The 17,106-nt window shown below is 66.8% G+C and carries 17 protein-coding genes and 1 pseudogene; 15 read left to right on the plus strand and 3 right to left on the minus strand.

What is annotated here, in order from left to right:
• Window positions 1-114 precede the first annotated feature (114 nt).
• On the plus strand, window positions 115-1,590 hold the full coding sequence (gene zwf / locus DIE13_RS07900; RefSeq protein WP_124826621.1) for a glucose-6-phosphate dehydrogenase: 1,476 nt from the start codon (window positions 115-117) through the stop codon (window positions 1,588-1,590).
• A gap of 97 nt (window positions 1,591-1,687) precedes the next feature.
• Here the strand turns inward: zwf and DIE13_RS07905 are convergent, their stop codons facing one another.
• Window positions 1,688-2,632 carry a LysR family transcriptional regulator gene (locus DIE13_RS07905; protein ID WP_124826622.1) on the minus strand — a complete coding sequence of 315 codons (945 nt, stop codon included), beginning with the start codon at window positions 2,630-2,632 and terminating at the stop codon, window positions 1,688-1,690.
• A gap of 157 nt (window positions 2,633-2,789) precedes the next feature.
• Here DIE13_RS07905 and dkgB point away from each other — a divergent pair, with 157 nt between their 5' ends.
• The 4 genes and pseudogenes from dkgB to DIE13_RS07925 all read left to right on the plus strand — a co-directional run bounded on the left by dkgB (window position 2,790) and on the right by DIE13_RS07925 (window position 5,644).
• The gene (gene dkgB, locus DIE13_RS07910) at window positions 2,790-3,596 is read left to right on the plus strand and encodes a 2,5-didehydrogluconate reductase DkgB (RefSeq protein WP_124826623.1); all 807 of its coding nucleotides are present in this window, start codon (window positions 2,790-2,792) and stop codon (window positions 3,594-3,596) included.
• A 61-nt stretch (window positions 3,597-3,657) separates the two neighbouring features.
• Window positions 3,658-4,773 carry an alkene reductase gene (locus DIE13_RS07915; RefSeq protein WP_124826624.1) on the plus strand — a complete coding sequence of 372 codons (1,116 nt, stop codon included), beginning with the start codon at window positions 3,658-3,660 and terminating at the stop codon, window positions 4,771-4,773.
• A pseudogene (locus DIE13_RS33805) lies at window positions 4,761-4,889 on the plus strand (aldo/keto reductase); the annotation flags it as partial. The gene DIE13_RS07915 and the pseudogene DIE13_RS33805, both read left to right, overlap by 13 nt.
• A gap of 218 nt (window positions 4,890-5,107) precedes the next feature.
• On the plus strand, window positions 5,108-5,644 hold the full coding sequence (locus DIE13_RS07925; RefSeq protein ID WP_124826625.1) for a DUF3455 domain-containing protein: 537 nt from the start codon (window positions 5,108-5,110) through the stop codon (window positions 5,642-5,644).
• Window positions 5,645-5,750: 106 nt separating this feature from the next.
• Here DIE13_RS07925 and DIE13_RS07930 read toward each other — a convergent pair whose 3' ends face one another.
• Window positions 5,751-6,416 carry an O-methyltransferase gene (locus tag DIE13_RS07930; RefSeq protein ID WP_124826626.1) on the minus strand — a complete coding sequence of 222 codons (666 nt, stop codon included), beginning with the start codon at window positions 6,414-6,416 and terminating at the stop codon, window positions 5,751-5,753.
• Window positions 6,417-6,464: 48 nt separating this feature from the next.
• Between DIE13_RS07930 and DIE13_RS07935 the strand changes: the two genes are divergently transcribed.
• From DIE13_RS07935 to DIE13_RS07960, 6 genes are all read left to right on the plus strand, one after another.
• Window positions 6,465-7,151: a TetR family transcriptional regulator gene (locus tag DIE13_RS07935; protein WP_124826627.1), complete on the plus strand. Its 687-nt coding sequence runs from the start codon at window positions 6,465-6,467 to the stop codon at window positions 7,149-7,151.
• Window positions 7,152-7,689: 538 nt separating this feature from the next.
• Window positions 7,690-9,078 carry an NCS2 family permease gene (locus DIE13_RS07940; RefSeq protein WP_096506545.1) on the plus strand — a complete coding sequence of 463 codons (1,389 nt, stop codon included), beginning with the start codon at window positions 7,690-7,692 and terminating at the stop codon, window positions 9,076-9,078.
• Between the two features lie 213 nt (window positions 9,079-9,291).
• Window positions 9,292-9,888, plus strand: a complete 597-nt coding sequence (locus DIE13_RS07945) for a hypothetical protein (protein WP_124826628.1) — start codon at window positions 9,292-9,294, stop codon at window positions 9,886-9,888.
• A 217-nt stretch (window positions 9,889-10,105) separates the two neighbouring features.
• A complete protein-coding gene (locus tag DIE13_RS07950; RefSeq protein WP_174928709.1) occupies window positions 10,106-11,026 on the plus strand; it encodes a LysR substrate-binding domain-containing protein in 921 nt (306 codons plus the stop codon).
• A 225-nt stretch (window positions 11,027-11,251) separates the two neighbouring features.
• A complete protein-coding gene (locus tag DIE13_RS07955) occupies window positions 11,252-12,034 on the plus strand; it encodes an ABC transporter substrate-binding protein (protein WP_124826629.1) in 783 nt (260 codons plus the stop codon).
• 259 nt (window positions 12,035-12,293) lie between these two features.
• Window positions 12,294-13,409 (plus strand): succinylglutamate desuccinylase/aspartoacylase family protein, encoded by a 1,116-nt coding sequence (locus tag DIE13_RS07960; RefSeq protein WP_124826630.1) that lies wholly within the window; start codon window positions 12,294-12,296, stop codon window positions 13,407-13,409.
• Window positions 13,410-13,540: 131 nt separating this feature from the next.
• Here the strand turns inward: DIE13_RS07960 and DIE13_RS07965 are convergent, their stop codons facing one another.
• Window positions 13,541-14,347, minus strand: coding sequence for a MetQ/NlpA family ABC transporter substrate-binding protein (locus tag DIE13_RS07965; protein ID WP_124826631.1), 807 nt, complete (start codon window positions 14,345-14,347; stop codon window positions 13,541-13,543).
• Window positions 14,348-14,654: 307 nt separating this feature from the next.
• Between DIE13_RS07965 and DIE13_RS07970 the strand changes: the two genes are divergently transcribed.
• The 4 genes from DIE13_RS07970 to DIE13_RS07985 all read left to right on the plus strand — a co-directional run bounded on the left by DIE13_RS07970 (window position 14,655) and on the right by DIE13_RS07985 (window position 17,089).
• Window positions 14,655-15,815, plus strand: a complete 1,161-nt coding sequence (locus DIE13_RS07970; protein WP_124826632.1) for a porin — start codon at window positions 14,655-14,657, stop codon at window positions 15,813-15,815.
• A 206-nt stretch (window positions 15,816-16,021) separates the two neighbouring features.
• Window positions 16,022-16,282 carry a DUF2866 domain-containing protein gene (locus DIE13_RS07975; RefSeq protein ID WP_059448988.1) on the plus strand — a complete coding sequence of 87 codons (261 nt, stop codon included), beginning with the start codon at window positions 16,022-16,024 and terminating at the stop codon, window positions 16,280-16,282.
• A gap of 124 nt (window positions 16,283-16,406) precedes the next feature.
• Window positions 16,407-16,790: a DUF6232 family protein gene (locus tag DIE13_RS07980; RefSeq protein WP_124826633.1), complete on the plus strand. Its 384-nt coding sequence runs from the start codon at window positions 16,407-16,409 to the stop codon at window positions 16,788-16,790.
• A gap of 71 nt (window positions 16,791-16,861) precedes the next feature.
• On the plus strand, window positions 16,862-17,089 hold the full coding sequence (locus DIE13_RS07985; protein WP_124826634.1) for a hypothetical protein: 228 nt from the start codon (window positions 16,862-16,864) through the stop codon (window positions 17,087-17,089).
• Window positions 17,090-17,106: the final 17 nt, after the last annotated feature.

Genomic DNA, 17,106 nt, shown 5'->3' on the forward strand with positions numbered 1-17,106 from the left:
GCGATCGGGCAAAACCGTGCACTATTGGCGTTTTCACGTACGGGCGCCAACGCACCGGCGCCCGGCGCTTCGACGTCCGCTCCACGCTCACCCGTTTCAGACCGCGAACCACTCATGACGAATCAGCCCAACCAGACCGAAGCCGACCGGCCCGTCGACATGATCATCTTCGGCGGCGGCGGCGACCTGGCCGCCCGCAAGCTGTTGCCCGCACTGTACATGGCGCACCTGCACCGCAACCTGCCGCCGGAGACGCGCATCATCGCGGTCGGCCGCCGCGACTGGGGCATCGACGGCTACCGCCAGTTCATGGACGAGCAGTCGCGCCCGTTCATCGACGACAAGGCCTTCGACGCCGACGCGTGGGCGCGCTTCCTCGACCTGTTCAAGTACGTGCTGATCGACGTGAACGCGCCGGAAGACTATGCGCGGCTCGCGGAAGCGGCGCGCGGCGACGCGATCCGCGTGTTCTACCTGTCGACGTCGCCGGAGCTGTTCACGACGATCTGCGACAACCTGTCGGCCGCGAACCTCGTCGATTCGCGTTCGCGCGTCGTGCTCGAAAAGCCGCTGGGCCACGATCTCGCGTCGGCGAAGGCGATCAACGATGCGGTCGGCAAGCACTTCGAGGAATCGCAGATCTATCGGATCGACCATTATCTCGGCAAGGAAACCGTGCAGAACCTGATGGTGCTGCGCTTCGGCAACCCGATCTTCGGGCCGCTGTGGCAGGCGCCGAGCATCCGCAGCGTGCAGATCACGGTCGCCGAGACGGTGGGCGTGGGCAGCCGCGCGGGCTTTTACGACCATACCGGCGCGCTGCGCGACATGGTGCAGAATCACCTGCTACAGCTGCTGTGCATCGTCGCGATGGAACCGCCGGTGTCGCTCGACCCGGACGCGGTGCGCGACGAGAAGCTGAAGGTGCTGCGCTCGCTGCGGCCGATGGCGCTGTCGGATGTCGCGCGCGACACGGTGCGCGGCCAGTACACGGCCGGCGCGGTCGACGGCCAGCCGGTGAAAGGCTATCTCGAGGAAGACAACGTGCCGGCGGACAGCCGCGCGGAAACCTTCGTCGCGCTGCGCGCGCACATCAACAACTGGCGCTGGGCCAACGTGCCGTTCTTCCTGCGCACCGGCAAGCGGCTGCAGCGCCGCCAGTCGGAAATCGTGATCGAGTTCGCGGACATGCCGTTCTCGATCATTCCGAGCGGCCCGCGCCACTACAGCAACCGTCTCGTGATCCAGCTCCAGCCGGAAGAATCGATCCAGCTGCAGATGCTCGCGAAGGAACCGGGCAGCGGGATGAACATGGTGCCCGTGAGCCTGAACCTCGACCTGCAGCAGGCGATTCCGGAACGGCGCGCGGAAGCGTACGAACGGCTGCTGATCGACGTGATCCGCGGGCGCCTCACGCACTTCATGCGTCGCGACGAGCTCGAAGCCGCATGGTCGTGGGTCGAGCCGATCCTCGACGGCTGGAAGCAGCTCGGCGATCGTCCGCGCCTCTACACGGCCGGCACCTTCGGGCCGGCGGCCTCGTCGGCGCTGCTCGCGCGCGACAACATGTCGTGGTCGGAAGAGGCATAAGGAGCACAACGCGCGACGGCGTGCCCGCGGCGCAAGCGCCGCACGGCACGCCGGTGCATGACGGCGGCTGCCCGTCTGCCCGTTCCGCCTGCCGCGCTTACAGCGGCCCCACCCACGCGGCCTTGCGCCGCGACGGCGCATCGCCCCCGCCACCGGTGCCGCCCAGCACCTCGATCATGTAATCGACGAACGACGCGATCCGCGACGAAATCGCCGTGTTGCGGTAATACACCGCGTTGATCGGCTGTTCGACGTCGAGCGTCTGCCGCGCGAGCACCTGCACGAGGCGCCCGGCCTCGCGATCCTGCGCGGTCATGAAATCCGACAGGCACACGACGCCCGCGCCCTCCAGCGCGAGCTGCCGCAGCGTCTCGCCGCTCGACGACCAGATGCCGGGCTCGATGCGCGACGGCTCGCCGTCCGCGCCGAGGATCGGCCACACGTTCAGCGATTCGGGCTGCGTGAAGCCGAGCAGCGTGTGCTTGTCGAGATCCTCGACCTTGCGCGGCTGGCCGTGCGCTTCGATATACGCGGGGCTCGCGAGAATGCGCAGCCGGCTGTTGCCGATCCGCCGGCTGTGCAGCGTCGAATCCTTGAGCCGGCCGATCCGGATCGCGACGTCGGTGCGCCGCTCGAGCAGGTCGATGATCCCCTCGTTGCTATTGAGCTCCAGATCGACCTTCGGGAAGCGCTCGCGGTAGCCGCGCACGAGCGGCACGATCACGTGCAGCATGAACGGCGTCGCGGCGTCGACGCGCAGCCGCCCCAACGGCATCTCGCGCCGCGCGAGCATCTGCTCCTCGGCATTCTCGACCGATTCGATGATCGCGCGCGCGTCCTGCAGGAACGCGCGCCCTTCTTCCGTCAGCTCCAGCCTGCGCGTGGTCCGGCGCAGCAGCGTGGTCTTCAGCTTCTCCTCGAGCCGCGCGAGCGTGCGGCTGGCGGCCGACACGGTGAGGTCGAGCTGCTGCGCGGCGGCGGTGATCGAACCGGAGTCGACCACGGCCGCAAAGGCCTGGAGTTCGTCGAGCGTGATTTTCATCGCTGCATTCTTGACTGGAAATCAAAACATTTTGGTTTATAGACGTGTTTTTCAGCAAAAGTAAAGTCGGCACACTGTCCATCGATCGCATCCGGACCGCCTTCGACACCGGCCCGACAACCGGCGCGAAGCCGTTTCACTTTCCCAGGAGCACATGATGAGCAGGATTCCCGCATTCGGCCTCGGCACCTTTCGCCTGAAAGACCAGGTTGTCATCGACTCGGTGCGCAACGGCCTCGACGTCGGCTACCGCGCGATCGACACCGCGCAGATCTACGGCAACGAAGCCGAAGTCGGCGCAGCGATCGCCGCCTCGGGCGTGCGCCGCGAAGACGTGTTCCTCACGACCAAGATTTGGGTCGACAACTACGCACCGGAAAAGCTGGCTGCCAGCCTCGAGGAAAGCCTGCGCAAGCTGCGCACCGACACCGTCGACCTGACGCTGATCCACTGGCCGGCCCCGGGCAACGGCGTGTCGATCCAGGCGTTCATGACCGCGCTGGCCGAAGCGAAGGCGAAGGGCCTCACGCGCCGGATCGGCATCTCGAACTTCAACATCGACCTGACGAAGGAAGCGATCGCGGCCGTCGGCAAGGATGCGATCGCGACGAACCAGATCGAACTGAGCCCGTATCTGCAGAACCGCAAGCTGGTCGAGTTCCTGAACGCCGAAGGCATCCACGTGACGTCGTACATGACGCTCGCGTACGGCAAGGTCCTCGGCGACCCGGTGATCGGCGCGATCGCGCGGCGTCACGACGCGACGCCGGCGCAAGTCGCGCTCGCATGGGCACTGCAGCTTGGCTACTCGGTGATTCCGTCGTCGACCAAGCGCGAGAACCTCGCGAGCAACCTGCTCGCGCAGACGCTGCGCCTGACCGACGAAGACATGGCGCAGATCGCCGCGCTCGAGCGCAACGGCCGCGAAGTCGACCCGGCCGGCCTCGCGCCGAAGTGGGACTGAGCCACACCCTCAATCGACCCGTCCGCGGCCAGCCGGCCTCGGCACCCGACAGGACACCATCATGACCCAGGACCCGCTTTTCCAATCGCTGCAGTTCGGCGCGCTGACGCTGCCGAACCGCATCGTGATGCCGCCGATGACGCGTTCGCGCGCCAGCCAGCCCGGCGACGAAGCCAACGAACTGATGGCCGCGTATTACGCGCAACGCGCGAGCGCGGGCCTGATCGTCAGCGAAGGCACCTATATCGCGCCGCTCGGCAAGGGCTACGCATGGACGCCCGGCATCCACACGCCGTCGCAGGTGGCCGGGTGGCGCAAGGTGACGGACGCCGTCCACGCCGCGCATGGCCGCATCTTCGCGCAGCTCTGGCACGTCGGCAGGCTGAGCCACACGAGCCTGCTCGGCGGGCGGCAACCCGTGTCGTCGTCGCCGCTCCAGGCGAAGGGCGTGAACGTGTTCGTCGCCGGTGCAGACGGCAGCACGCCGGGCTTCGTGCAAGCGTCCGAGCCGCGCGCGCTGTCCGTCGACGAAATCCGCGAGATCGTCGATCAGTACCGCGCCGCCGCCCGCAATGCGATCGAGGCCGGTTTCGACGGCGTCGAGCTGCACGGCGCGAACGGCTATCTCGTGAACCAGTTCATCGACTCGAACGCGAACACGCGCACCGACGCATACGGCGACTCGCTCGAAAACCGGCTGCGCTTCCTGCGCGAAGTCGCGCAGGCGCTGATCGAAGGCACGGGCGACGCATCGCGCGTCGGCATCCGCCTCGCGCCGCTGACCACGCTGAACGGCTGCGTCGACGACGATCCGCAAACCACCTACCTCGCCGCGGCGAAGCTGCTCGGCGAACTCGGTGTCGGCTACCTGCACATCGCGGAAGCCGACTGGGACGACGCGCCGCTGATGCCGGTCGAATTCAAGCAACGGCTGCGTGCCGCGTACCCCGGCGTGCTGATCTACGCCGGTGCCTACACCGCCGAGCGCGCACGTGAAGCGATCGCCGCCGGCTGGGCCGACCTCGTCGCGTTCGGCCGCCCGTTCGTCGCGAACCCGGACCTGCCCGAGCGCCTGCGTACCGGCGCCACGCTCGCGCAGCACGACCGCAACACGCTGTTCGGCGGCGGCGCACAGGGCCTGACCGACTATCCGACGCTCGCCCAGGCTGCGGCGTGAGCCGGATCGAGCCTTGCACGCTCGCGCTCGAACGCCCGGCCCCGGACGGCTTCCTGCTGGCCGCCGGCCGCTACACGCTGCTCGACCATGCGGGCGCGCTCGAGCAGCTGATGCCGTAAAGCGTCGCGTGGGACGCGCTGAAGGCCGAACGCCTGATCGCCAGGCATGCGCCGGCGCCGGCCGGCGCGCACCGAGATTGCCGGTTTGAATCGGCCAGGCGCAAATGACTATCGCCGCGATCGTCATTTGCGCATTGCGGCCGGCGCGATTGGCGTCTAGCGTTGACGGGTTCGCCGATAGTTGACCGTCACCCGACCTGAAAGGATGCCCTGCCATGCGAAGCCGTTCCCTGCAACGCGCCACGCTGCCGGCCACCGTGGCCTGCCTTGCGCTGGCCGTCTGTACCGTCTCCGCCCGCGCCGACGAAGCCACCGGTCTCGCGCCGCCCCAGCCGGCCACACCCGTGCTGTCGACGACGGCAGCCGGCGTGCAGGTCTACACGTGCGACTACGACGCCGGACACAAGCTCACGTGGGTGTTCCAGCACCCGGAGGCGATGCTGTTCGACAGCAGCGGCACGCTCGTCGTCCGGCACGGCACAGGGCCGTCGTGGGAGGCGACCGACGGCAGCCGGATCACCGGCAAGAAGCTCGCGCAAGCGCCAGGCGCGCGGCCGGACAGCATCCCGCAACTGCTGCTCGCCGCGACGCCTGCCGCAACGGACCCGAAGACCGCGACCGGCGCGCTTGCCGGCGTGCGCTTCGTCCAGCGGCTCGACACCGCGGGCGGCATGCCGCCGGAATCGGCGTGTTCGACCGAGCATGCGGTCGGCCGTTTTCCGTATTTCGCGCGTTATGTGTTCCTGAAGTAACGCACGACGACGGCTGCCCGAATCCGGGGCGTCGCCGCCGCATCCACTTGATCAGGTATCCTCCATTTTTTCGGCGCCGCTCCGGCTGCCGTGCAACGACCCGGCCTCAGCGAATCCGCATAGACAGCTCGACATCGCCGCCGAACGGCACCGACAGATAGCCGTTGCGCGGTGCGCGCACGTAGGCAAGATAGTCGGGACTGTATTCCGCGTTGTCGGCGACGACGAACGCGCCGGGCCGCAGCCGCGGCTCGACCCGCGCGAGGATCTCCGGATACAGCGCCTTCGCGCCGTCGAGCAGCAGCAGGTCGACGGTATCCGGCAGATCGACAGCCAGCGTGCGCAACGCATCGCCTTCACGGATCTCCACGAGATCGTCGAGCCCGGCCGCGGCCAGGTTCGCCCGCGCCCGTACAACCTTCGACGCTTCGAACTCGCTTGTGATCAACCGGCCGCCGCCGTTGTCGCGCAGCGCGGCCGCGAGGTGCAGCGTCGAAATGCCGAACGACGTGCCGAACTCGACGATCGAGCGCGCGCCGCCGCTGCGCGCGAGCATGTACAGCAGCGTGCCCGTCTCGCGCGACACCGCGAGCGGATAGTCCTTCAGGCGCGCATAGAAATCGGCGTAATCGGTCTTGCTGCGCATCAGCCGCGCGTGCTCGTCGTGCGTCAGGTCGGCGAAGTCCGGATGCGACGCGGGCGACGACGCATCGGCTTCGTCGAACAGGCGCGCGAGCAGCGACGCCAGCGGGGGGTGAATCAGGGTGGTCATGCGAATCTCCGGTGTCAGGTTGAGTGCGTCAGCGCACCCGACTAGAATATGACGAACCATTCACGTTTTACCATTCGCATTGGCAGACCCGTCATGACCGACCGCCGCAACGCCCCGATCGCCTCGCGCAGACAGCCTCGGCAGGCCCGCTCGACCCGGCTCGTCGACGACGTGCTCGAAGCCGCTGTTCAGGTTTTGGCGGCCGAAGGCGCGCAGCGCTTCACGATGGCGCGCGTCGCCGAGCGCGCCGGCGTGAGCGTCGGCTCGCTGTATCAGTACTTCCCGAACAAGGCGGCCGTGCTGTTCCGGCTCCAGCACGAGGAGTGGCGGCAGACGTCCGACATGCTGTGCGGAATGCTTCAAGACGAGCGGAAGACGCCGCCCGAGCGGCTGCGCACCGCCGTCCACGCGTTCATCCGTTCAGAATGCGACGAGGCGCCCATGCGCATCGCACTCGACGATGCGGCGCCCCTCTATCGCGATGCCCCCGAGGCGCAGGCAGTGCGGGCCGAGGGCAACCGGATCTTCAGCGCGTTCATGCGCGAGGCACTGCCCGACGTGTCCGACGCCACGCATGAGATCGCGTGCGAGCTGGTCATGACGACGCTCACGACGGGCGGCAAGGCGTTCTCGGAGACCGCGCGCACGCCGGCGGAAATCGACGCCTATGCGTCCGCGATGGCCGACATGTTCTGCGCGTACCTCGCGCATCTCACGCATCCCGTACAGGATTGACGAAACGAGGGGCCGGAACGAGCGTCAGCGCAGCCCGCGCGCGGCACCGGTATCATCCGGATGCAGGTTGCGCGCGGCCGCGTCTAGCGTAAAACACGGCCGGTTTCACGCGCTTGCGCAGCCTCGACGAAAGACATTCGTAAGATCAGATGCACCACCCGCTCCCGCCCTGCCCGCCGACCCCGCATTCAAATAATCGCCTTAACGGATTCGAACTAGGCGTATACACGCGTTCCGCGACGACGAAGCCCCGTTACACGCCGATATAAGCGCTGAGACATGCGCTGCATGCTTTTCGCCCAATGGGACGTGATGGGCCGTTCGCCTAACCTTCGCTACGGCAAAGCACACGTGACGGGGTCGACCACACCACGCGTCGTACGACGCGACACACTCGCGCCCGCCTCACGGCGCGTACGACGACACGAATCACGCGTCAGGCGTCCCCACGACGTTGCCGACCATTCCAACCAGATTCGAGACACCCTGACGACGGTCCGCTACGACCGTTTCAGCATGCTGATAAAGGAGCAAGCTCATGAGTGATACCCCGGTGCAGCCGACGGTCGGCGTCGGCGCGGAAGAAACGGACTTCGGCACCAAGGGAGTCATCGACCGGTACTTCGACATTTCGTCGCGCGGCAGTACGCAGCGCCGCGAAATCGTCGCGGGCGTGACCACATTCCTCGCGATGGTCTATTCCGTGTTCGTCGTTCCCGGCATGTTCGGCAAGGCCGGCTTCGACACGAGCGCCGTGTTCGTCGCGGTCTGCCTGACTACCGCATTCGGTTCCCTGCTGATGGGCCTGTGGGCGAAGCTGCCGATCGCGATCGGCTGCGCGATTTCGCTGACCGCGTTCACCGCGTTCGGCCTCGTGCTCGGCAAGGGGCTGCATCCGACCGTCGCGCTCGGCGCGGTGTTCCTGATGGGCCTCGTGTTCACGGGCATTTCAGTCACCGGCGTGCGGTCGTGGATCCTGCGCAACCTGCCCGCGGGCGTCGCGCACGGCACCGGGATCGGCATCGGCCTGTTCCTGCTGCTGATCGCGTCGAACGACGTCGGGCTCGTGATCAAGAACCCGGGCGCCGGCCTGCCGGTGTCGCTCGGCCAGATCACCGCGTTCCCGGTCATCATGTCGGTCGTCGGCCTCGCCGCGATCTTCGGGCTCGAGAAGCGTCGCGTGCCGGGCGGCATCCTGCTCGTCGTGATCGCGATCTCGCTGATCGGCCTCGTGTTCGATCCGGCCGTGAAATACCACGGCATCTTCGCGCTGCCGTCGCTGAGCGCACCGGGCCATGCGTCGCTGATCGGCGCGATGGACATCAAGGGTGCGCTGTCGATGTCCGTGCTGCCGAGCGTGCTGGCGCTCGTGATGACCGCCGTGTTCGACGCGACCGGCACGATCCGCGCGGTGGCTGGCCAGGCCGGCCAGCTCGACGAGAACGGCCGCATCATCAACGGCGGCCGCGCGCTGACCGCCGATTCGGTCAGCTCGATCTTCTCCGGCTTCCTCGGCGGCGCACCCGCCGCGGCCTACATCGAATCGAGCGTCGGCGTGGCCGCCGGCGCGAAGACGGGCCTCGCGGCAGCCGTGGTCGGCCTGCTGTTCCTGGTCGTGATGTTCCTGTCGCCGCTCGCGGGCCTCGTGCCGTCGTACGCCACGGCCCCCGCGCTGATGTACGTCGGCCTGCTGATGCTCGGCAGCGTGAGCAAGCTGCACATGGACGACATGGTCGACGCGATGTCGGGGCTCGTATGCGCGGTGTTCATCGTGCTGACCGCGAACATCGTGACGGGCATCATGCTCGGCTTCTCGACGCTCGTGATCGGCCGCATCGCCAGCGGCGAATTCCGCAAGCTGAACGTCGGCACCGTGCTCATCGCCGCCGTGCTTGTCACGTTCTATCTCGGCGGCTGGGCGATCTGACCGCGGAACATGCGCGACGCTGCCGGCAGAAGGGCGGCGCGCATCGGGACGATCTCGTCTCCTCCACCATCCTCGTCGATGGCCTCCAGGCCTGGAAACGCATGTTTCCAGGCTTTTTTTGTCGGTACGGCGCATGGCGGCGCACAGCGCCCAAACGGCGCGACGCGAATTCCCGCCCGGTGCTACGATCGCGCTTTGCCTTCGGGAGCCGCCATGAAAGCGCTCGGCATCGTCTCCGAATCGAGCACCAGGGAGTCGGCGCACAAGCCGCCGTTCATTCCGTCGTTCGGCTTTCACGAGGTGCATGAGTCGCAGCCGATCGGTGCGGCAGCCGCGCGCATCATCGACGCCGTTGCGTCGCTCGACATGCGCACCGATCCGGTCGTCGACGCACTGCTTACGGTGCGCGAGTTGCCCACGGCACTCGTCCGCACGCTGCGCGACGGGCCGGCCCGAGGCGGCGAACGCGCGCGCTTCGGTTTCGATACGTTCACGCTGCTTCACCGCGACGACACGTCGCTGTCGCTCGGCCTCGTCGGACGCTTCTGGCGCCCGGCGCTCGACGTGCGGACGATCGCCGACGCAACGGCCTTCGTGCGGCACGACGACCCGCGCGACGCCAAGCTGGTGCTGCGATTCGAGGTCGTCGGGCTCGCAGCCGGCGCGCACGTGCTGCGCACGGAAACCTTCGTGCACTGCCCGAGTGCGCGCACGCGGTGGCTATTCACGCCGTACTGGCTCGCGATCCGGCTGGCGAGCGGCTGGATCCGGCGCCGCACGCTGACAGCGGTCGAAGCGGCGCTCGCCTGACGCACGCGGCCAGGCTCGAACGCATGCGCGATCCGCCGCATCCGCAAACACGCGTGCTGCGTCATCTGCAATCCTGACCGGCGCGCCGCGGACAGCGGCTCAAAAAGGCCGTCCGCCGCCCGGCGATCCTCGCTGCGCCCGGCGTCCGCCCCGCGACGCGCTACCCTATCGCTCTTCGCGCCGGCGCCCGGCCCGACGCGAGATCCGAATCCGATCGATGACCCGCATCCGAAACCAACTGAACATCGCGCAGCTCCAGGCGTTCGTCTCCGCCGCGCATCACAAGAGCCTGCGCGCCGCCGCGCGCGAGCTCGGCGTCACGCAGCCCGCGATCACGCATACGATCCGCGAACTCGAAACCGCGCTGAACGCGGAACTGCTCGTCCGAAGCGTGCGCGGCGTCGAATTGACCGCGTGCGGCCACGCGCTGCTGCCGCGCGCCGAGCAACTGCTCGGCGACATGCGCCGCACGGTCGAGGCCGTCGAGCAGGTGAAGGGGGAAATGTCGGGCCGCGTCGCGGTCGGCACGATGCCGTCGATCGCGCTGACCGCGCTGCCGCATGCGGTGACGGCATTCCGCCGCTCGATGCCGAACGTGAGCCTGCATCTCGAGGAAGTGACGGTGCCCGACGCGCTCGCGCAACTGCGCAACGGCACGCTCGACATCGCTGCGATGCACCATGTGCCCGCGCTCGACCGCGATTTCACGCAGGTGCCGCTGCTGTCGACCGAATTCACCGTCGTGATGCGCGAAGGGCATCCGCTCGCGCACGCGCGCCGGTTAGAGGAATTACTCGACGCCGAATGGATCGTCACGGTCGGCGCCGAGCAGTTTCCGCACAGCGTGATGATCGCGATGTTCGAGGCCCGCGGGCTGCCGCTGCCGAAGCGCCTGCTGCGCTCGCCGATGTCGTTCGCGGTGACGCTCGGCCTGGTCGCGCACTCCGACGTGATCGGCTGCTTCACGCGTCCGCTGGCCGCGATGGTGGCGCCGCTCGGCATCCGCACGGCCGAACTCGACGAAAGCATGCCGCGCTTCGACCTGTCGATCATCGCCCGGCGCGACCTGCTGCCGACGCCCGCCGTCTCGCAATTCGTCACGTGCCTGCAGCGCGCGGTCAACGAAACGCTCGGTTGAATCGTTCATTCGTCTGAAACGGTCGCGCATGTTCGCACTGCCGTCGGGTCCGGTATCGGGGCATGTCCTAGGCGCCCCGCCGGCATTTTGTCTTGATAATCTTGCGCACGTCGCGCGCCCGAATCGGGCAAGCGAAACGGACAGTCCGACGCGAAACCGCGCCGGGCCGAAGGCTTACGGCGCGGCACAACCGCGCACCCATCGAACAAAACGAGGAGTCACCGAGTGAAAAAGATTCTTGCGGCTGTGACCGTTGCCGTGCTCGCCGTATCGGCCGGCAGCGCCTATGCGAAGGAATGGACGACCGTGCGCTTCGGCGTCGACGCAAGCTACCCGCCTTTCGAATCGAAAGACGCTAGCGGCAAGGTGGTTGGCTTCGACGTCGATCTCGGCAACGAAATCTGCCGTCGCATGCACGCGAAGTGCGTGTGGATCGAAAACGACTTCGACGGGATGATCCCGGCACTGAAGGCCCGCAAGTTCGACGGCGTGCTGTCGTCGATGTCGATGACGCCGGCGCGCCAGGAACAGATCGCGTTCTCGGCGAAGCTGTTCAACACGCCGACGCGCCTCGTCACGAAGAAGGGCGCGGGCCTGCTGCCGACGGCCGAATCGCTGAAGGGCAAGTCGGTCGGCGTCGAGCAGGGCACGATTCAGGAAACCTACGCGAAGACCTACTGGGCGCCGAAGGGCGTAAACGTCGTGCCTTACCAGAACCAGGACCAGGTCTACGCCGACCTGATCTCGGGCCGTCTGGACGGCGCGCTGCAGGACGCGGTGCAGGCTGAAATCGGCTTCCTGAAGACGCCGCGCGGCGCGAGCTTCGACTTCGCCGGCAAGGATATCGACGATCCGAAGACGCTCGGCAACGGCGCCGGCATCGGCCTGCGCAAGGAAGACACCGACCTGAAGACGCAGATCGACGGCGCGATCGCCGGCATGCGCAAGGACGGCACGTACGACAAGATCGCGAAGAAGTACTTCGATTTCGACGTCTACGGCAAGTAATCGCACGTAAAAGCGCGCTTCGCATCCGCGCAGACGGGCCCCGCCAGGGGCCCGTTTTTTTTGTCCGCACGCGGCCGAACACGACGAGAAGCGCATGGCCGAGGCGCTGCCGCGAGGTTATTTTTTACGCGCCAACCTGATGATTCGCAAAGGAAAATAGCGTGCTCGGGGAGCGGTTTGATAGGTTCGACGAAGGCAACGTACAATCGACCTTCCACGCATACCGGATCACTCGCGGCTGCGCCGCACTCTCCCCATCATGCAAACGCAGACCCATCCGCTGATTTCCCCCGCCATCGGCACCGAACGCCAGATCACGAGCTTCCACTACGGCCCGCGCGGCGGCAAGAAGGTCTACATCCAGTCGTCGCTGCACGCGGACGAACTGCCCGGCATGCTGGTCGCCGCGCTGCTGCGTCGCAAGATCGCCGCGCTCGAGACCGCCGGCAAGCTGCGCGGCGAAGTCGTCATCGTGCCCGTGCCGAACCCGATCGGCCTGTCGCAGCACGTGTTCGGCGACCACCTCGGCCGCTTCGATCTCGGCTCGATGCAGAACTTCAACCGCAATTTCTACGATCTCGCGGCGCTCGTGCTGCCGCGCATCGAAAGCCGCCTGACGAACGACGCGCAGCGCAACGTCGCCGCGGTACGCGCCGCGATGCGCGAAGCACTCCACGAGCAGATGCCGCGCACCGAGCTCGACTCGCAGCGTCTCGCGCTGCAGAAGCTGTCGTTCGATGCGGACATCGTGCTCGATCTGCATTGCGACAGCGACGCGGTGCTGCACCTCTATACGAACCCCGACCTGTGGGAAGACGTCGAGCCGCTGGCGCGCTATCTCGACGCGCAGGCCTCGCTGCTCGCGCTGAATTCGGTCGGCAATCCGTTCGACGAGATCCACAGCTTCTGCTGGTCGGACCTGCGCAACCGCTTCGGCGACCGCTTCCCGATCCCGAACGGCGCGATTTCCGTCACGGTGGAGTTGCGCAGCGAGCGCGACGTGTCATACGAGTTCGCGGAGAAGGATGCGCAAGGGATCGTCGAATACCTGACCGAGCGCGGCATCATCGACGGCACGCCCGCGCCGCTGCCGCCGCTCGCGTATCCGGCCACGCCGCTCGCGGGCACCGATCCGCTCGTCGCGCCGGTGTCCGGCGTGATCGTGTTCCGCACGCCGGTCGGCGCGTGGATCGAGGCCGGCCAGGAAGTGGCCGACATCGTCGATCCGCTGACCGACCGCGTGATCACGCTGAAGAGCAGCGTGTCCGGCGTGCTGTACGCGCGCCAGATCGTGCGCTTCGCGACGGCCGGCATGGAAGTCGCTCGCATCGCGGGCGCCACGCCGATCCGCACCGGGTCGCTGCTGTCGGCCTGAGCGGCCCGAACGCCGGCTCGCACGCCGCGCAGCGGCGCGCAGCAACGAAATCGCCCGCTTGCGCGGGCGATTTTCTTTTCGGCTTGACGGCATGCCCGGCCGCGGTGCCGGGCGGCGGCGTGCGTCGACGCTCAGAACGCCGGCACGATCGCGCCGCCGAACTTCTGATCGATGAACTTGCGCACGTCGTCCGATTCATAGGCCGCGACGAGCTTCTTCACCCACGGCTTGTCCTTGTCCTGCGCGCGCACCGCGATCAGGTTCGCGTACGGCCCGCGCAGGTCCTCGATCGCGATCGCATCCTTCACCGGCGTGAGCCCCGCCTTCACCGCGTAGTCGGTGTTGATCGACGCGGCGTCGAGGTCGGGCAGCGCGCGCGGCAGCAGCGCGGCGTCGAGCTCGACGATCTTGATCTTCTTCGGGTTCTCGGCGACGTCGAGCGGCGTCGCGTTCACGCCGTTCGTGCCGGCGCCCGCCTTCAGCTTGATCACCCCGTATTTCTGCAGCAGCAGCAGCGCGCGGTTGCCGTTCGACGGATCGTTCTGGATCCCGACCTTCGCGCCAACCGGCAAGTCCTTCAGCGATTTGAGCTTCTTCGAATAAAAGCCCATCGGCGCCGTGTAGGTCAGCCCGACGTTGACGATCTTGTAGCCGCGCTGCTTGATCTGGCTGTCGAGGAACGGCTGGTGCTGGAAACCGTTCGCATCGAGGTCGCCCGAATCGAGCGCCGCGTTCGGCTGCACGTAGTCGTTGAACTCGATGACCTTGATCGCGAGGCCTTCGCGCGCGGCGACCTTCGTCACCTCGGTCCAGATCTGCGCGTCGGGGCCGCTCATCGTGCCGATCTTCAGCGTCTGAGGGTCGGCGTGCGCGCCGGGCGCCGCAAAGGCCAGCGCCGCGGCGAGCGCGCCGAGGCCGGTCAGGATCGAACGTCGCATGGTGTTCCTCTTGTCCCGTGTCGTTGTTGAACGCGCATCGTGGCACGGGGCCGGAACGGCACCAACCAAGCTTATTTCATGTGCATATTCCGGCGCCGAATCGACGCTCAGGCGGAATCGGTATAACTCCCCGCTGTACAAGCAGGCAGAATCCAGTGTCGCATCGGCACCACACATTCGTCATATGACAAACGCTGTCACATTCATTACGTGGCCCGCCGATAAAGTTGCGACCGGTCCGTGAAAGCGCCCACAGAGAGCGCCGGAACCGCAACTGGACACGCCATTTATTCGCTCGGAGAATCCTTTGAACAAGAAACTGTTGACCCTCGCCGCCCTCGCAGCAACGACTGGCGCGGCGCACGCGCAAAGCAGCGTCACCCTGTACGGCGTGATCGATGCCGGTATCAGCTACGTGAACCACAGCAAGACCGCCAACGGCGGTAGCGGCAAGCTGTTCAAGTACGACGACGGCGTGGCCCAAGGCAGCCGTTGGGGCCTGCGCGGCACCGAAGACCTCGGTGGCGGCCTGAAGGCGATCTTCGTGCTCGAAAACGGCTTCAACAGCGGCAACGGCACGATCGGCCAGGGCGGCGCGATCTTCGGCCGCCAGGCTTATGTCGGCCTGAGCCAGGCGCAATACGGTACGGTCACGCTCGGCCGTCAATACTCGTTCTCGACCGACATCCTCGGTTCGAACTACTCGACGGGCGGCAACACGGTCGCCGGCAACTACGCGTACCACGTGAACGACATCGACCAGCTCACGTCGAGCCGCATCAACAACGCGGTGAAGTTCCAGAGCGCGAACTACGCCGGCTTCACGTTCGGCGCGTTGTACGGCTTCTCGAACTCGACCGACTTCGCCGGCGCACCGTCGACGACGACGGGCACCACGACGACGGCCGGTTCGTCGCGTGCATACAGCTTCGGCCTGAACTACGCGAACGGCCCGTTCGCCCTCGGCGCCGCGTATACGGACATCCGCTTCCCGAGCCAGGCATCGCCGGCGTTCTCGACGTCGATCGCGAACATCGCGCTGACCAACATCCGCGACCTGCGCACGTACGGCGTCGGCGGCCGCTACGTCTTCGGTCCGGCAACGGCATGGGCGCTGTGGACGCGCACGCAGTTCACCCCGGTCGCCGCAGGCGCATCGGGCACGTTCTACAACGCATACGAAGCAGGCCTGAAGTATGCGATCACGCCGGCCCTGTCGGCAGCAGTCGGCTACACGTACACGAACGCAACGCAAAGCGGCAACTCGGCGCACTGGAACCAGGGCAACGTGGCGCTGGACTACGCGCTCAGCAAGCGTACGGACGTGTACGGCCTGGTCGTCGCGCAGAAGGCATCGGGCAACAACGTGCAGGCTCAGATCGGTTCGAGCACGAGCTACTTCAGCACGTCGGGCAACGGTTCGACGAACCAGATCGCCGCTCGCGTCGGTATCCGTCACAAGTTCTAAAGCATCCGCTTAACTCGCGGATCACGACGGCAAGAAGCGCCCCGCTCACGCGGGGCGCTTTTTTATGGGCTTTTAAGTTTCGCTTAATTCTGGACTGAGAGGATGCTCTCACCCCCCCTGTTGGCCGCCTGAGCATCGGCGGCTTTTTTTTTGAGCCCCCTACGGCACCGCCATCAACTGCCCACAAGACAGGATCGGAGGCCATGATGATCGAAGATACCGTTTTCAGCCATCTGCACGCGATTCTGACGCGCCAGCATTCGCTTCCCGTTCAGAGTTGCCGCGTGTCGGTGGAAATGCAGCGCCCGTGGGGCCGCCCGTACCGGCTCGTCGAATGGACGATGCATCTCGACGCACCCGCGCGACGCCAGATCGTACCGGCCGAATCGACCGACGAAGAGATCGCCGAAGTCGTCGCATCGCACGTGCCGGGCCGCCTGTACGGCGACGGCAGGCTGCAGTTCTGACTCCCATACTGTTCCGCTCGTCATCCCCATGCCGGCTCCTCCGCACATGTCATGCGGCACTCGGCCTCGTTTGACGCAGCAACGAAGTCTGCTACGCTGCGCGTTTTCGTCCACGCAACATACGATGGAAAACGCATTCAATGAACGCGGCGTGATGGTCACGCGCAACGGCCTGTCGGCCGCGGGCCAGGTCTTCCCGCTGCGCGACATCCGCAACGTCGACGTCGTCAAGATCCCGAAGAATCGTCTCGTACCGTCGCTGATCTCGCTGATCGGCGCGGCCACCGCCATCGCCGGCGGCATCGGCGCATCGAGCGCGGCGCTCGTCGTCGGCGTGATGCTCGCCGTCGTCGGCTATCTCGCATGGACCACGCAGGACGTCACGTACCGGCTGATGGTCGAGATGCCCGACGGCAAGCGCGAAGCGCTGTCGAGCGTCGACGCCGAGTTCGTCGAACGCGTCGCGCAGATCGTGCGCGATGCACGGACGGCGACGGCCGCCGGCTGATTTCCGCTGCGCGCGGCGACCACCTACTATGGAATGAGCGGCACGCCGCCGCATCGTTCCAGGAGGTCGGCATGAACGCCCAATCGTTGTCCGGCATGCTGCGCGCGCAGGAACTGCTGCTCGTCTCGATGATCCGCTCGCTTCCTCCCGACGCGCGCACCACACTCGTCGACCTCTACGCCGAGCAGCTCGCGTTCGCCGAACAGGCCGGCTTCGAAGGCCACGGCGACCGCGCGACGCACGACGCGTTCATCGCGCATGCGCGCAGCCTCCTGATCCGCATCGAATCGCTGGCCTAGGGCCGGCTTCTCCCGGT

The sequence above is a fragment of the Burkholderia sp. Bp9016 genome (assembly GCF_003857765.1).
In the GTDB taxonomy this organism is placed as follows: domain Bacteria; phylum Pseudomonadota; class Gammaproteobacteria; order Burkholderiales; family Burkholderiaceae; genus Burkholderia.

Bases quoted from the DNA above. Each gene is read 5' to 3' on its own strand.
- zwf (WP_124826621.1), top strand. From the start codon at position 115: ATGACGAATCAGCCCAACCAGACCGAAGCCGACCGGCCCGTCGACATG.
- DIE13_RS07905 (WP_124826622.1), bottom strand. From the start codon at position 2,632: ATGAAAATCACGCTCGACGAACTCCAGGCCTTTGCGGCCGTGGTCGAC.
- dkgB (WP_124826623.1), top strand. From the start codon at position 2,790: ATGAGCAGGATTCCCGCATTCGGCCTCGGCACCTTTCGCCTGAAAGAC.
- DIE13_RS07915 (WP_124826624.1), top strand. From the start codon at position 3,658: ATGACCCAGGACCCGCTTTTCCAATCGCTGCAGTTCGGCGCGCTGACG.
- DIE13_RS07925 (WP_124826625.1), top strand. From the start codon at position 5,108: ATGCGAAGCCGTTCCCTGCAACGCGCCACGCTGCCGGCCACCGTGGCC.
- DIE13_RS07930 (WP_124826626.1), bottom strand. From the start codon at position 6,416: ATGACCACCCTGATTCACCCCCCGCTGGCGTCGCTGCTCGCGCGCCTG.
- DIE13_RS07935 (WP_124826627.1), top strand. From the start codon at position 6,465: ATGACGAACCATTCACGTTTTACCATTCGCATTGGCAGACCCGTCATG.
- DIE13_RS07940 (WP_096506545.1), top strand. From the start codon at position 7,690: ATGAGTGATACCCCGGTGCAGCCGACGGTCGGCGTCGGCGCGGAAGAA.
- DIE13_RS07945 (WP_124826628.1), top strand. From the start codon at position 9,292: ATGAAAGCGCTCGGCATCGTCTCCGAATCGAGCACCAGGGAGTCGGCG.
- DIE13_RS07950 (WP_174928709.1), top strand. From the start codon at position 10,106: ATGACCCGCATCCGAAACCAACTGAACATCGCGCAGCTCCAGGCGTTC.
- DIE13_RS07960 (WP_124826630.1), top strand. From the start codon at position 12,294: ATGCAAACGCAGACCCATCCGCTGATTTCCCCCGCCATCGGCACCGAA.
- DIE13_RS07965 (WP_124826631.1), bottom strand. From the start codon at position 14,347: ATGCGACGTTCGATCCTGACCGGCCTCGGCGCGCTCGCCGCGGCGCTG.
- DIE13_RS07975 (WP_059448988.1), top strand. From the start codon at position 16,022: ATGATCGAAGATACCGTTTTCAGCCATCTGCACGCGATTCTGACGCGC.
- DIE13_RS07980 (WP_124826633.1), top strand. From the start codon at position 16,407: ATGGAAAACGCATTCAATGAACGCGGCGTGATGGTCACGCGCAACGGC.
- DIE13_RS07985 (WP_124826634.1), top strand. From the start codon at position 16,862: ATGAACGCCCAATCGTTGTCCGGCATGCTGCGCGCGCAGGAACTGCTG.